We start from the raw sequence: 13,169 nt of genomic DNA, 5'->3' as shown, positions 1-13,169 counted from the left end.
GCGGCGTCGCTCGCTCATGCCGCGTAGCGGTCATGCCGATGAGCGGGTGCGTCGGGTCCCGGAGTCGAATCCCGCGCGGGACGTCACGAGCAGGACCATGCCCAAGCCGAGCCACTCCATCGCCGTTGGGGAGAGGGCCTGGGCGAGCAGGAGTGCTGCGCCAGTCGCTCCGATCGCCAGCGTCTGGGTAGCGATGATCCAACTACGGGACCGCGGCCCCTCCGTTCGTTGCTGCGTGAGTTGCCCGACACGCAGCCCGACAAACACCGCGATTGGCACAAGAGGGAGCAGCCAGACCGGGTTGGTGACAGGCGCGGGAAGGATCCACCAGTAGACGATGTACAGGCCAAGCGGAATCAGGGACAGCACGTACCAGGCGGCCGGTCCCGGCTCCTTCACGTCGGAATCGATCAACTCGGCTCCCCTCGTTGGACCGGCCAGAAGGCAGCGGCCCGCGTCAGGCTAGCCGAGTGCGCGCCCACCAGCGGGGAAACGACCGACCGCTCATGCCGCCGAGCGGATGGCGGCACAGCGTTCGCTCATGCCGCGTGGCGATCATGGCGATGAGCGACAAACGGGGTTGCTTGCGGTGGGGGTGGCCTTGAAACTCGGGTGATGCGACTCGCCCAGCCCTCTGCCGCGCAGCTGGCCTTCGCGGCGTCGCTGAGCGTCCCTGCCGAGACCGGTCTCTCGGCCGGCGAGGTAGTAGCGGAGATCGAGGCTGGCCGTATTCGGCCCGAGTGGTCCGTCCTGGCGATCGACGAGTCTGGCGCGGTCATCGGGCGAGCGATGTGGTGGGGCCGGGACACGGCCGTGCCGATCGCGCTGGACGTGTGGGACGTCGCTGCGCACGTGACCGACCGCGACAGCCTTGCCACAGCCCTTCTCCATGCGGGACACGAGGCCCTGTCCACGCGAGGGGTGGCCGCCCCGCTGCCACACACGATGCGACTGCCGAACGACTGGCGCGACCATGCGACCCTCGTCGCCGAGGTGGACCTGAAGAGTCGCGCCGCTGCTGCAGCGGGAATGACGCGGGTCAACGAGCGACTCCAGTTCCAGTGGGACGCGCATCGACCGTTGCCGCCCGAGCCCCGCTCGCTCGTGTTCGCACCAGCCGACGACGACACGTTCCTAAGACTGTTCGCCGCCGCTACGGAGGGCTCGCTGGACGTCATGACCCGCCGCGAGCTCGAGTCCAGCAGCCCCGACGACTTGGCCCGTGCCGAGATCGACTACTACCGAGCCTGCCCAGGGGAACGCTCCTGGTGGCACACGGCCGCCACGACCGACCGCACCGTCATCGGAGTCGCCATCCCGTCAGCGACCCCGACGAACCGCAACGTCGGATACCTCGCTGTGCTCCCGCAGCACCGAGGTCGGGGGTACGTCGACGAGATCCTCGCGTTCATCACCCGCTTCCACGCCGAGCAGGGCGCCCCTCGCATCACGGCGACCACGGACGCCGCCAACGCCCCCATGGCGGCGGCCTTCCGCCGCGCCGGCTTCCGCTGCACCGAGACGCGCATCGATCTCGAGGCCCCCTGAGGCCAGGATCACGCTCGCTCATGCCGCTGAGCGGATGGCGGCATAGCGTTTCGTCATTCCGCTGAGAGCACGGCCGTTGGTCCCCGAGGTGTTGCATCACGGTGGTTGTCAGCGATCTCGTGCACGGGCGATGGCTGATTGGATGACCTCGTGGTCCGCCCAGAACCGGTCTCCAGGGGTCGAGTCGGGCCAGGGCCAGTACACGACGACCTCGTTGAAGCCCGCCTGCTCGGCCCGTTCCAGGCACTCCAGGTAGGTCTGCTCGCTACCGAGCGGGTTCACGGGCCCATAGCCCACGAGCAGTGACCGCCGAAGCTCGTTGGGGTCGCGCGCGGCGCTCTCGCAGGCGCGGGTCACGGCTGCCGACTGGCGGGTCACCTCGTCCCAGAAGTCTTCGTCCGAGAGACTTGCGGCGCGGGCGCCGCCGTAGCTGCTCCATCCGTCGCCGCAACGTGCGACCAGGTCGTAGCCGCGCGGTCCGTGTGCGCTGATCATCAGGTGGGGTCGGGCTTGGCCCGGGACCAGAGGCAGGGGCGTCACCGCTCGGGTGCGCAGCGGGCGGCCCGACCACAACGACTCAAGTGATTCCACGGTCTCGACGAAGCGATCGAACCGCTCCTTGTTGGTGCGCGTCTCGCCCAGGAGCACCTCTTCGTCGCCCGGGACACCTGCGCCGACACCCAACACGAACCTTCCGCTGCTGAGGTCTTGGAGCGTGGCCGCCGTACGGGCCAGCGGCGCCGGGGCGCGAACTGCTGCGGAGGCGACAAGCGTGCCCAGCTCCAGCTCGGTGGTCACCTGCGCCGCCGCTGCGAGCATGGTGTAGGGGTCGCCAATCCACCGTCCTTGCAGCGACGGATGGGTGAGGTGATCCCCGAGGTAGGCGACATCGAAGCCCAACAGCTCGAGGCTCTGCCAGGTCGACCTGGCCGCGGCCCATGGCTCGAGCCAGGGGCCGAACACTCCCAGCCTCATGTCACTGGTCCAGCCGTCGCATGGCAGCCATTGTGGGGAATACCCGGACTCGAGAACAGCCCCATCCGGAGCCGGCCGTCGCCCGCACACGCGCGACCGCTCATGCCCCTGAGCGAATGGCGGCACAACGTTCGCTCAGCTCACTGCATTGTTCATGGGCGGGAGCGTGAGATGACCTCGTCGATGGAGGACTGAACGACTGCCGTCGGGATGTCGTGCGGAGCTTCGACCTGGCGGTAGCTGCCCTCGCCCCATCGCTGAGCGATGTCTTTCGAGATCTGCTCGTAGGCCGGGTAGGTGCGTCCGCAGATGTCCCGGGGGCTGTCGCACTGTGCGACGGTCGAGATGAGGAGTTCCAGTGGGACGTCGCGCGGCACCGGAGACTCGCCCACGAACTCACTCACGTCTCGGTAGTCCAGCGACTCCCCGTTGGCGCCCGCGTAGTAGTCGGTCTCACCCTGACGCTCTTGGGGCGTCATCGCCTTGAAACCCAGGGTCGACCACTGCTGCCAGGGAGGGACCGGGTTGATGGCGACGACGCCGGCAGTCTCTTCGGGGTAGGCGGCTGCGTATGCCTGGACCAAGAGGCCCCCGGCCGAGTCTCCTACGAGCAGGTAGGGGCCGGGCACGCCAGCGATCTCGAGCAGCCCGTGCAGGTCCGAGGCGAGGTCCCTGTCGGTGCTGACGCGCTGGTAGGAACACACCCTCATCTGAGATGCGTAGGTGTCTCCGATGCCGGAGAGCGCCTGGTAGGGAGCACCCTCGCCGACCTCCAGGACCATCGTGGTGTCGCCCTGACCCACACAGTCCAGCAGCATCTCGCGTCCGTCCACGGTGAAGGTGCCGCCCAAGGAATCGCCGCTCGCGGAGGTGTCTTGGGAGTCCGATGGGGCACCAGCGCTCGACGCGGTCCGTTCGCTCTCGGCAGCGGTGGGTGTCGCGGAGTCGTCGGCGCACGAGGCCAGAAGGAAAACCGCCAACAGCAACCACGCAGGAGCCGCTCGCCCGCTGACTCCATGCATGGTCATGTGACCACTAGACCCCGGGCGGAGGGCCACGGCAATGCATTTGTCCGACCATCCGCTGGCTGGACGAGGAGCGCCTCCAACGCCGTCCCGGATGCCGCTGTGCGGAGGGCGGCACAGTGGTCGCTCACTCCCGCCTGCGGAAAGTCAGCCTCGGTTGGGGTGACGGCACCCCGGGGTGCGGATGGTGTTCCGGAACGCCAGGTCCTCGCTCGCGTCGACCGTTCGGTGCACGGCCAGCGCCGACAGCTCGACTTGTGGGAACCCGAAGAGCGTCAGGGTCCCGCTGTCGTTGCATCCCTCGGGATGGAAGACCACCACGATGTCGAACGTCGTCGTCGAGTCGCCGGCCAGCTCACGGTCGAGCGCGTGGAGGGCGTCGACCGTCGCCAGCTCCCCGTGTGGCGCGGAGCCGTCGATGCTCTCCGCGAGCAGGACCGATCCGGTCTCCGGACCCATCGCAGCCGCTCGGACCTCACCGACATGAACCGGTCGGCCGCCGTGGTTGGCCACGGTGACGGTGAACGTGCACCGCATCTCCTCGGATGTCCGCACCAGCAGGCTTGTATCGGCACGTTCACGGACCTTCGCCGTGTCACGGCAGTCGTGGCCCGTCACGCCGACCACCACCTGGTCCAACGTGTGGCCCGCGAATCCCCGCCAGACGAGCGTGATGACGACTGCGGCCACGGCGACGCCGACCCACATCAGAGGCCGACGACGACGTCCATGCGTGGCCGGGGACCTGGTGGTCTCCATCGACTCACTGATGGTCGAGGTCGGTGACATGGTCGAACCGTAGGGCAGTGCTCCTCGTGTCGGGGCCGGATCGCACCAAGGTTCCTGGGGTCGTTCGCGCTCGAGACGTCCTAGATTCGACCCATGGACCTCGAGCTGCGGGAGATCACTCCCGACGTGCTGGCCGAGCTGCGCGCACACGTGGTGCTTCCGCCGCACCAGGCCGAGTGGGTCGGCGGGAGCGTCGACGACTCGCTCCAGGAGGCAGCGGAGCTGCCGGAGGGGAACCCGTGGCCGTGCGGCGTCTACCGCGACGGCGTCCCGGTCGGCTTCGTGATGCTGAGCTGGGACGTCGAGCCGCACCCACCCAGCCTCTACGGGCCGTGGTTCCTCTGGAAGCTGATGGTCGCGCCGGCTGCCCAGGGAACGGGGGTCGGCACGGCCGTGGTGCGACACCTCGCCGCCCTGGTCAAGGAACGTGGCGCGACCGAGCTGCTGACCAGCTGCCACCCGGAGGGCGAGCACTCGCCCTACCAGTTCTACGTCGGGCTCGGGTTCGTGCCGACGGGCGAGTACGCCGAGTGGGACGAGGAGATCCTCGTGCTCAGGCTGTGACCGCGCCAGGATCGAGACGCGCGGTGGTGAGCCAGCCGTTGATGCGTTCCGCAGGTGGTCCTCCCGGTGCACACTGAGGCATGACGTATCGACGTCGCCTCGCATGGGCCAGCTACCTCGCCGTCTCCGCCGCTGCCCTGGGCACCTGCGTGTTCCTCGTCCTCGAGGCCCGCGGTCCGGCCAGCGCCGGCCTGATCCTGCTGGGCGGCCTGATCGTGGTCGGCATGGGAGCGGCGATGACGCACACCCTCATGTCCCCGGCCCCGGAGCTGGAGGACGCCGGCCACGCGAGGGGCGGCTGGGAGGGCGCGAGCCTCGACGGCGGTGGCCACGGGGGTGGCGACGCCGGGTTCTGACGGTCTCAGGCGGCAGCGACGATGTCGGGCACGCCGGGAGTGGCAGGACCGACGTCGGTGGTGGCGGCCTCCTCGACCGCGACCAGCGAGGAGACGTCGGAGAGGACCTCCGACAGCGGGACGTCCAGAGCAGCGCACAGCGAGGCGAGCAGCTCGGAGGACGCTTCCTTCTGACCGCGCTCGATCTCGGAGATGTAGCCCAGCGAGACCAGGGCCTCGGCGGAGAGCTGGCGCAGGGTGAGACCGCGCTGCAGCCGCTTCTCGCGGAGGACGTCACCGAGCAGTCGCCGGAACATCACCATGCGGGTCACCTCCCTCACCAGGTCGTGGGGCCCAACGCTACCGGAGCCCTGGTTCTTCCCTGCGTAGTTTCCACACGAGCGTCGCGATCGCCTCGCCGACGGTCTGGTCCTGCACGTCCGCCCGGTCCCCGGCCAGCGACAGCTCCACCGCCTCCGACCCCGCGGGACCGGCCAGCCCGACGAACACCGTGCCGACCGGCTTCCCCTCCTGCCGATCGGGCCCGGCCACGCCCGTCGTGCTGATGCCCCACGTCGCGTCGAGCGCGGTCCGCACCCCCGACGCCATCGCTCGTGCGCACTCCGCCGAGACCACGCCGTGGGTGGCGACCAGCGCGTCGGGCACCCCGAGCAGCTCCTGCTTGACCCGCGTCGCGTAGGCGACGATCCCGCCGACATAGGCCGCCGACGCGCCCGGCACCCCGGTGACCGCCGCGGCGAGCCGGCCGCCGGTCAGCGACTCCGCCGTCGCGAGCGTCGCGCCCCGGTCGACCAACAGGGCCACCAGCCCGCGAGCGTCCGGAAGTGCGGTCACGTACCCGACCGTAGGACATGATGGGCGGCATGGCGCTGCCGATCGAGGACTACGCCCTCATCGGGGACCGGCACACCGCTGCGCTCGTCGGCCGCAACGGGTCGATCGACTGGCTGTGCCTCCCCCGCTTCGACTCGCCCGCGTGCTTCGCCGGTCTGCTCGGCGACGACGACCACGGCCACTGGCAGCTGGTCCCGGTCGGCGAGTGGACCTCGACCCGGCGCTACGTCGACGACTCGACGAGCCTGGAGACCACCTTCACCACCGCGGACGGTGTCGTCACGCTGCTCGACCTGATGCCGACGGGCGACGACCGCGCCGACGTCGTACGCCGCCTCACCGGGGTCGAGGGGACCGTGAGGTTCCGCCACGAGTGGGTCGTGCGCATGGACTACGGCCACATCAAGCCGTGGGTGACCCGCCACCACCCCGGAAAGGGCGACCACGCCATCACCGCCGTCGCCGGTCCCGACATGCTCGTGCTGCGCGGCCCGCGGCTGCCCACGCCGACCGACCACAAGCACGCCGACGAGTTCGACGTCGCGGCCGGTGACACGCTCACCTTCTCGACCACGTGGGTCCGCTCCTCCGACCCGATCCCGGACAAGGAGAAGATGAAGAAGCGGATCAAGGCCACGATCCGCGACGAGCGCGGCTGGCTCGACCAGTGCAAGCTCGAGGGCCTCCCCCACCGCGACGCGGTCGTCCGGTCGCTGCTGACGCTGCGGCTCCTCACCCACGAGAAGACCGGCGGGATCGTGGCGGCGCCGACCACGTCGCTGCCCGAGGCCTTCGGCGGCTCGCGCAACTGGGACTACCGCTACTGCTGGCTGCGCGACGCCGCGCTCACCCTGGAGGCCCTGATCTCCGCCGGCGCGACCGAGGAGGCCGAGAAGTGGCGGACCTGGCTGCTCCGCGCCGCCGCCGGCGACCCCGCCGACCTCCAGATCATGTATGCCGTCGACGGCGCCCGTCGGCTGCCGGAGATCGAGCTCGACCACCTGCCGGGCTACGCCGACTCGCGTCCCGTCCGGATCGGCAACGGGGCCGTCACGCAGCGCCAGACCGACGTCCTGGGCGAGGTCATGATCGCCCTGTCGGAGAGTCGCGACGCCGGTGTCCCGAGCGACGCGAACGCCTGGTCGCTGCAGCGCCAGCTCGTCGACGCGCTCGCGGACTCGTGGCAGGAGCCCGACCACGGGATCTGGGAGATCCGGGGCCCGGTCCAGCACTTCACCCACTCACGGGCGATGGTGTGGGCCGCCTTCGACCGCGCCGTCCGCGCCGTCGAGGACCACGGCCTCGAGGGACCCGTCGACCGCTGGCGCGAGCTGCGCGACGCGGTCCACGCCGAGGTGTGCGAGCGCGGGTTCGACACGGAGCGCAACACCTTCACCCAGCACTACGACACCCGCGAGGTCGACGCGTCGCTGCTGGTGCTGCCGCTGATCGGCTTCCTGCCCGGCGACGACCCGCGCGTGCTCGGCACCATCGCCGCGGTCGAGGCCGACCTGATGTGCGACGGGCTGGTGCTGCGCTATCGCACCGAGTCGGGTGTCGACGGCCTCGAGGGCGACGAGCACCCGTTCCTCGCCTGCTCGTTCTGGCTGGTGTCGGCCTACGCCGAAGCGGGACGCCCCGACGACGCACGGGCGCTCCTGGACCGACTCGTCGGGTTGTGCAACGACGTCGGACTCCTCGCCGAGGAGTACGACGTCGACGGTGACCGGATGGCCGGGAACTTTCCCCAGGCCTTCAGTCACCTGGCGCTGGTGCAGGCGGCCTTCCGCCTGCACCAGCACCAGCAGTGACGATCGGGTCGGACTAGCGCCGCACCACCCGGATCTGGCTGACGTCCTTCGCACGCGCCACGGTCTCGCTGCCCCGGTAGACCACGGTCAGCCGATAGCGCCCGGGCTTCTGGAAGCGGGCGAGCCGGACGTGGGCCCGGCCGTCGTCGAGCCTCTTCACCGCGACCAGGCCGCGGCCCTGCACCCGGAAGGCCACCTGGCCGGTCGCGGGCGCGCCCTCGGCCCGTACCCGCACCCAGACCCGCGGGCGGGTCTTCTTGGCCTTGACCCGGTCGGGTCGCACGTCGACCTTGACGTGGGCCGTCGCCGGCTGGGCCGTCTCCGTGACGTCGATGCCCACGATCTCCGGGTTGTGGTCGGAGGCGCGGTAGACGTCGGGGGCGTAGAAGTCCGTCACGTTGTAGTTGTGGCGGCTGTACTCGTAGGCGATCGCCTCGTTGGCGTTGATCTCCCAGATGTCCACGCCGGTCACGGCAGCCAGGGCCGCGTCGTTGGCGAGCACGTGGTCGAGCGAGCCGGACTGCCCGTCGAAGGAGTAGCTCCACTCGTCGGCCGTGTCGGAGGTCAGCTGGGTCCAGCCGGCGTCCTCGAGCGCGAGCATCGGGTCCTCGCGGGTGTAGGAGTTGAAGTCACCGGTGAGGAACTCCTTCTCCAGGCCCCGCTCGGTCGCGAAGTCGTCGGCGAACTGCGCGAGCGCCTCGGCCTGCGCGACCCTGCTCTCGTTGCAGTTGCCCTGCGGACCCTCCGGCTCCCCGTCGCACGCCGAGCCCTTGGACTTGAAGTGGTTGACGATCACCGCGAAGGCGTCGGACTCCGCGCCGGCGACCGGCACGAAGGCCTGGGCGAGCGGCTGGCGGGCGTTGGCGAACGCCGGGTCGTCGAAGATCACCGAGTCGCCGTCGAGCGAGACGGCCGACGGGTCGTAGATGAACGCCGTGCGGATGACGTCCTCGCTGGCCGGCAGGTCGGCCGGATCGGGCGACGGCACGAAGGCCCAGCGCTCCTCGCCGGCCGCGTCGTTCAGCGCCGTGGTCAGCTCGGCCAGGGCGTCGTCCCGGTCGGCCTCGCCGAGCGCCAGCGAGTTCTCGATCTCCTCCAGGGAGACCACCGAGGCGTCCAGCGCGTTGATGGCCGCGACGATCTTGTCCTGCTGACGGGTGAGGTCCTCGTCCTCCGCCGCACCACGCGGGCCGTCGGGCTCACAGCGGTTGTCGGTGACCTCGTCACCGGCGCGGTCGGTGTAGTAGGTGCAGGTGCCGCGACCGCTCTCCACCCAGTCCATGCCGGTCGTGTTGAAGTAGTTGAGCACGTTGAACGTGGCGACGGTGATGTCACCGCCCACGTCCTGGGGCGTGGCGTTGTCGGGTCGCGTGTCCTCGAAGGTCACCAGGTCGGGCTGCACGCCGGTCACGGCGCCGGTGGGCTGCACCCGCCACGCGTCGAAGCCGTAGTCGACGACGACAGGGGCGTCCAGGGTGGCGTCGGCGCCGACCCGGGCGGTGATGTCCTGGTCGATCCACGGCAGCGGCTGGTCCTTCGCCGCGGCATTGGTCTGGTAGTCCGTGCTCGCACCGTCGTCGAGGATGACGCCCCGCGCGGCGTTGTCGGCGACCACGGCGTCGTAGGCCTCGGTCTCGCTCGGGTTGGCCACCTCCGTCGGCGTGATGAGGGGCGTGTCACCGGTGGCCAGCCCGACCTCGCCGTAGCGGTTGGTCGAGTAGTTGTTGCTGACCGTGAACTGCTGCCCGGAGAGGTCGACGAGCATGCTCTCGAGCGACTCGCGAGCGGCCTCGGTCGCGGGCCACGAGACGGCGGCCGGCGTGATGGTGCCGGTCCCGGTCTTCACGATGTCCCCGTCGCTGCCGGCGGTGAGCTCGGTCAGGCCGTTGTACTCGCTGACCTCACCGGTGACCTCGACCGCGTCGCCGAGGTCGACCAGGCCGGCGCGGGTGCCGTTGTAGGTGTAGACGAACAGGCCGTGGGAGGCCGTCCCGGGCTCCGCGCCTGCGGTCTGGATGACGAAACCGTTCTTGCCGCCGGTGTCGTAGACGGCGGTGACGACGCCCTCGGTGGTCACCGTCTGGCCGGCCAGCGGCGAGGTGTCACCGGTGCCCTGGATGTCGGCGATGGCGGTGGGCTCGACGGGCTCGCTGACGGTGAGGGCGAACTGGACCTCGTCCGTGGCCGCGGGCTCGGCGGAGTCGGTGACCGTCGCGGTGATCGTGAACTCACCGGTCTCGGTCGGGGTGCCGCCGATGGTCCCGTCGCTCGTCTCGCCCAGGCCGGCCGGCAGACCGCTGAATTCCCAGCTGTAGGGCGCGGTGCCGCCACGGGCCTCGAGCGTGATCGGGGTGATCGGCTCGTCGACGGTGACCTCGACATCGCCGGGGTCGGTCGCCGTGAGGTCGTTGCTCGGGGTCCCGAACGTCTGTCCCGTGTTGGCAGCGGCCGGTGACTGGGCCGTGGGACCGGTCCAGGTGAAGTCGCCGTACGTGGTCCCGGTGCCGGTCAGCTGCAGCGACTGACCGACGGCCTCGGTGCCGGCCTCGGCGACGCCGATGTCGGTGCTGGTCTGGCCGTCAGCGGCGCCGCCGACGCCGGCGAACGTGCCCTCGTAGCTGAGGAACTGCACCAGCGTGCTGCTGTTCACCAGGGCGACCGCGTCGGGCGCGCCGTTCTGGATTCCGGCGGCGTCCACGCTGACCGTGCCGTAGCCGCCGGCCTGGGACGGGATGGAGCCCGAGAGCGCCGTCGTCGCATAGGGAGCACCGCCGTTGCCGTTGTAGAGCACGATGCTCCACCCGGTCAGGTCGGTGCCGGCAGGACCGGCGACCTCCACGAACTCGCCCACGTCGGTGCTGGCGTTGTCGTAGTGGATCTCGTTGATGAACACGGTCGAGTCCGGGCCCGGGACCGCCGAGGCGGGTGCCACGGCCAGGGCCGAGAGGCCGCCGGCGAGCAGGGAGACGACCACCGAGGCGCCAGCGGCGCGACGGAGTGCAGGCATGAAGAAACCTTCCGCGAGAGGAGACAGGGTCCGCCCGGGGTGGTGTCCCCACGGACCTCGGTCACCCTAACCCGGTGCCTCGGCGCGACTTCGCCACCAGTTGATGAAGATTCGGTGACGAAAGTGTCGTCAGTTGCCGGAGCGCGACCGGAGGTTCTCCCGCTGCCGCCAGACGTCGCGGAAGAACTCGTAGCCCGACCACAGGGTCATCCAGACCGCCCCGGCCAGCGCGACCTGCCCGGCGTAGAACACCAGCTCGCCCGCCAGGCCGAACCGGTCGAAGGCACCGCCGTGGGCACCGTCGCCGTGGGGCAGCGGCAAGGTGAGCACGCTCAGCGCCAGCGCCTGCAGCGTCGTCTTGATCTTGCCGCTCGACGCGGCGGCGATGACGACGTGCTTGAGGATCGAGAGCCGCAGCAGGGTCACGCTCCACTCACGCAGCAGGACGACGATCGTCACCCACCACCAGATGTCGCCGACGACCGAGAGCGCGATGAAGGCCATGCCCGTGATCGCCTTGTCGGCGATCGGGTCGGCGATCTTGCCGAAGTTGGTCACGATGTCGTGCTTGCGCGCCAGGTCGCCGTCGATCTTGTCGGTGATCATCGCGCCCGCGAACAACGCGAAGGCCACCAGCCGCCAGGTGATCGACTCGCCGCCGTCGGCGAGCAGGGCCCAGCCGAAGAACGGCACCATCACGATCCGGAGGGTCGTGAGCGCGTTGGGCACGTTGAGGTTGCTGGTGCCGGGACGGGTCTCGGTCACGGGAGCTCCTTGGCGTGGAGGTCGGCGCCCTCGCTGGCGACGACCTCGGCGGTCACGAGGTCACCGAGGGACGCGGTGCAGCCGATCAGGTAGGTGTCGCCGTCGACCTCGGGGCCCTGGTGGGCGGCGCGACCGCGGACCTCGATCCCGTCCTCGCCGTCCTCGACGGACTCCACCAGGACGGAGACGGTCTCGCCGATGCGCTCCTCGGCGCGCTGGCTGACCAGCTCCTCGACCAGGGCGGTGACGTGCTCGGTCCGGGCCCGCACCTCGTCGTCGTCGAGCTTCCCGTCGTAGGACGCCGCCTCGGTGCCGTCCTCGTCGGAGTAGCCGAACACCCCGGTGACGTCGAGGCGGGCCTCGACGAGGAAGTCGCAGAGCGTCTGGAGGTCGTCCTCGGTCTCCCCGGGGAAGCCGACGATGACGTTCGAGCGCACGCCGGCGGTCGGGTCGAGCTCCCGGATGCGCGCGAGCAGCGCGAGGAAGGACTCGGGATCGCCGAAGCGGCGCATCCGTCGCAGCACGGTGGCGCTGGCGTGCTGGAAGGAGAGGTCGAAGTAGGGCGCCACGCCGGGCGTCGTCGCGATGGCCTCGACGAGGCCGGGGCGGGTCTCGGCCGGCTGGAGGTAGGAGACCCGCACGCGCTCGAGGCCGTCGACAGCAGCGAGCTCGGGCAGCAGCGTCTCGAGCAGCCGGAGGTCGCCGAGGTCCTTGCCGTAGGAGGTCGAGTTCTCACTGACGAGGAACACCTCCTTGACGCCCTGGCCGGCCAGCCAGACCGCCTCGCCGAGCACGTCGCTCGGGCGGCGGCTGACGAACGAGCCGCGGAAGGCCGGGATCGCGCAGAACGAGCAGCGCCGGTCGCAGCCGCTGGCGAGCTTGAGCGGCGCCATCGGGCCCCCGTCGAGCCGCCGGCGCACGGCGCGGGGACCACTGGCAGGCGTGTGGCCCGGGACACTCAGGAAGTCGTCGTCGATCGACGTCGCCCGGTCCACCGGGGTGATCGGCAGCAGCCGGCGCCGGTCCTGCGGCGTGTGGGGGTGGTGGGCCTCGCCCGCGACGATCGAGCGCAGCCGCGCGGCGATGTCGGGGTAGTCGTCGAAGCCGAGCACGGCGTCCGCCTCGGGCAGGGACGCTGCGAGGTCCTTGCCGTAACGCTCGGCAAGGCAGCCGACCGCCACGACCGCCTGGGTCCTGCCGGTCTCCTTGAGGTCGGCGGCCTCGAGCAGCGTGTCGACGCTGTCCTTCTTGGCCGCCTCGACGAAGCCGCAGGTGTTGACCACCACGGTGTCGGCGTCCTCGGCGTCGTCGACGAGCCGGAAACCACCGGCCTCGAGCCGACCGGCCAGCTCCTCGGAGTCGACCTCGTTGCGGGCACAGCCCAAGGTCACGAGCGCGACCGAGAGCAGGCTCTCGGTCGCCGCGGGGGCGGTGGGGGTCTCGGCAGTCATGTCCGCACGAGTATGCCGCCTCGCGGCCCGGCGACCCGATTCGC

The 13,169-nt window shown here is 70.5% G+C and carries 13 protein-coding genes; 4 read left to right on the top strand and 9 right to left on the bottom strand.

Annotated features, from left to right (window positions below):
* Positions 1-30: 30 nt before the first annotated feature.
* Positions 31-414, bottom strand: coding sequence for a hypothetical protein (locus ABD091_RS18445; RefSeq protein ID WP_343921361.1), 384 nt, complete (start codon positions 412-414; stop codon positions 31-33).
* A gap of 201 nt (positions 415-615) precedes the next feature.
* Between ABD091_RS18445 and ABD091_RS18440 the strand changes: the two genes are divergently transcribed.
* Positions 616-1,548 carry a GNAT family N-acetyltransferase gene (locus ABD091_RS18440; RefSeq protein ID WP_343921359.1) on the top strand — a complete coding sequence of 311 codons (933 nt, stop codon included), beginning with the start codon at positions 616-618 and terminating at the stop codon, positions 1,546-1,548.
* Between the two features lie 108 nt (positions 1,549-1,656).
* On the opposite strand, the gene ABD091_RS18435 is transcribed toward ABD091_RS18440, so the two are convergent.
* The 3 genes from ABD091_RS18435 to ABD091_RS18425 form a co-directional block, all read right to left on the bottom strand.
* Entirely contained in the window at positions 1,657-2,511 is an 855-nt protein-coding gene (locus ABD091_RS18435) for an LLM class flavin-dependent oxidoreductase (RefSeq protein ID WP_343921357.1), read from the bottom strand.
* Between the two features lie 164 nt (positions 2,512-2,675).
* Positions 2,676-3,374, bottom strand: coding sequence for an alpha/beta fold hydrolase (locus tag ABD091_RS18430; RefSeq protein ID WP_343921355.1), 699 nt, complete (start codon positions 3,372-3,374; stop codon positions 2,676-2,678).
* A gap of 321 nt (positions 3,375-3,695) precedes the next feature.
* Positions 3,696-4,238, bottom strand: coding sequence for a hypothetical protein (locus ABD091_RS18425; protein WP_343921353.1), 543 nt, complete (start codon positions 4,236-4,238; stop codon positions 3,696-3,698).
* 192 nt (positions 4,239-4,430) lie between these two features.
* Between ABD091_RS18425 and ABD091_RS18420 the strand changes: the two genes are divergently transcribed.
* Entirely contained in the window at positions 4,431-4,901 is a 471-nt protein-coding gene (locus tag ABD091_RS18420; RefSeq protein WP_343921351.1) for a GNAT family N-acetyltransferase, read from the top strand.
* An 80-nt stretch (positions 4,902-4,981) separates the two neighbouring features.
* Positions 4,982-5,257: a hypothetical protein gene (locus tag ABD091_RS18415; protein WP_343921349.1), complete on the top strand. Its 276-nt coding sequence runs from the start codon at positions 4,982-4,984 to the stop codon at positions 5,255-5,257.
* Between the two features lie 5 nt (positions 5,258-5,262).
* On the opposite strand, the gene ABD091_RS18410 is transcribed toward ABD091_RS18415, so the two are convergent.
* Both ABD091_RS18410 and ABD091_RS18405 read right to left on the bottom strand, forming a co-directional pair.
* Positions 5,263-5,559, bottom strand: a complete 297-nt coding sequence (locus ABD091_RS18410; RefSeq protein ID WP_343921347.1) for a helix-turn-helix domain-containing protein — start codon at positions 5,557-5,559, stop codon at positions 5,263-5,265.
* A 37-nt stretch (positions 5,560-5,596) separates the two neighbouring features.
* Entirely contained in the window at positions 5,597-6,091 is a 495-nt protein-coding gene (locus ABD091_RS18405; RefSeq protein WP_343921345.1) for a CinA family protein, read from the bottom strand.
* A 29-nt stretch (positions 6,092-6,120) separates the two neighbouring features.
* Between ABD091_RS18405 and ABD091_RS18400 the strand changes: the two genes are divergently transcribed.
* On the top strand, positions 6,121-7,902 hold the full coding sequence (locus tag ABD091_RS18400; RefSeq protein WP_343921343.1) for a glycoside hydrolase family 15 protein: 1,782 nt from the start codon (positions 6,121-6,123) through the stop codon (positions 7,900-7,902).
* A gap of 13 nt (positions 7,903-7,915) precedes the next feature.
* Here ABD091_RS18400 and ABD091_RS18395 read toward each other — a convergent pair whose 3' ends face one another.
* The 3 genes from ABD091_RS18395 to rimO form a co-directional block, all read right to left on the bottom strand.
* Positions 7,916-10,909 carry an ExeM/NucH family extracellular endonuclease gene (locus tag ABD091_RS18395; protein ID WP_343921341.1) on the bottom strand — a complete coding sequence of 998 codons (2,994 nt, stop codon included), beginning with the start codon at positions 10,907-10,909 and terminating at the stop codon, positions 7,916-7,918.
* Between the two features lie 129 nt (positions 10,910-11,038).
* On the bottom strand, positions 11,039-11,674 hold the full coding sequence (gene pgsA, locus ABD091_RS18390) for a CDP-diacylglycerol--glycerol-3-phosphate 3-phosphatidyltransferase (protein ID WP_343921339.1): 636 nt from the start codon (positions 11,672-11,674) through the stop codon (positions 11,039-11,041).
* The gene (gene rimO, locus ABD091_RS18385) at positions 11,671-13,125 is read right to left on the bottom strand and encodes a 30S ribosomal protein S12 methylthiotransferase RimO (RefSeq protein WP_343921336.1); all 1,455 of its coding nucleotides are present in this window, start codon (positions 13,123-13,125) and stop codon (positions 11,671-11,673) included. The genes pgsA and rimO overlap by 4 nt, the downstream gene beginning before the upstream one ends.
* Between the last annotated feature and the right edge of the window lie 44 nt (positions 13,126-13,169).

It is taken from the genome of Nocardioides aestuarii (genome assembly GCF_039527245.1).
GTDB classification, from domain to species: Bacteria; Actinomycetota; Actinomycetes; order Propionibacteriales; family Nocardioidaceae; genus Nocardioides; species Nocardioides aestuarii.
The sequence above is the reverse complement of the archived record's forward strand: the minus strand, read 5'-3'. Positions and strand labels throughout refer to the sequence as shown.

What these genes read in the sequence shown, in the direction of transcription:
- ABD091_RS18440 (WP_343921359.1), top strand. Translation starts at nt 616, where the DNA reads ATGCGACTCGCCCAGCCCTCTGCCGCGCAGCTGGCCTTCGCGGCGTCG.
- ABD091_RS18420 (WP_343921351.1), top strand. Translation starts at nt 4,431, where the DNA reads ATGGACCTCGAGCTGCGGGAGATCACTCCCGACGTGCTGGCCGAGCTG.
- ABD091_RS18415 (WP_343921349.1), top strand. Translation starts at nt 4,982, where the DNA reads ATGACGTATCGACGTCGCCTCGCATGGGCCAGCTACCTCGCCGTCTCC.
- ABD091_RS18410 (WP_343921347.1), bottom strand. Translation starts at nt 5,559, where the DNA reads ATGGTGATGTTCCGGCGACTGCTCGGTGACGTCCTCCGCGAGAAGCGG.
- ABD091_RS18400 (WP_343921343.1), top strand. Translation starts at nt 6,121, where the DNA reads ATGGCGCTGCCGATCGAGGACTACGCCCTCATCGGGGACCGGCACACC.
- ABD091_RS18395 (WP_343921341.1), bottom strand. Translation starts at nt 10,909, where the DNA reads ATGCCTGCACTCCGTCGCGCCGCTGGCGCCTCGGTGGTCGTCTCCCTG.
- rimO (WP_343921336.1), bottom strand. Translation starts at nt 13,125, where the DNA reads ATGACTGCCGAGACCCCCACCGCCCCCGCGGCGACCGAGAGCCTGCTC.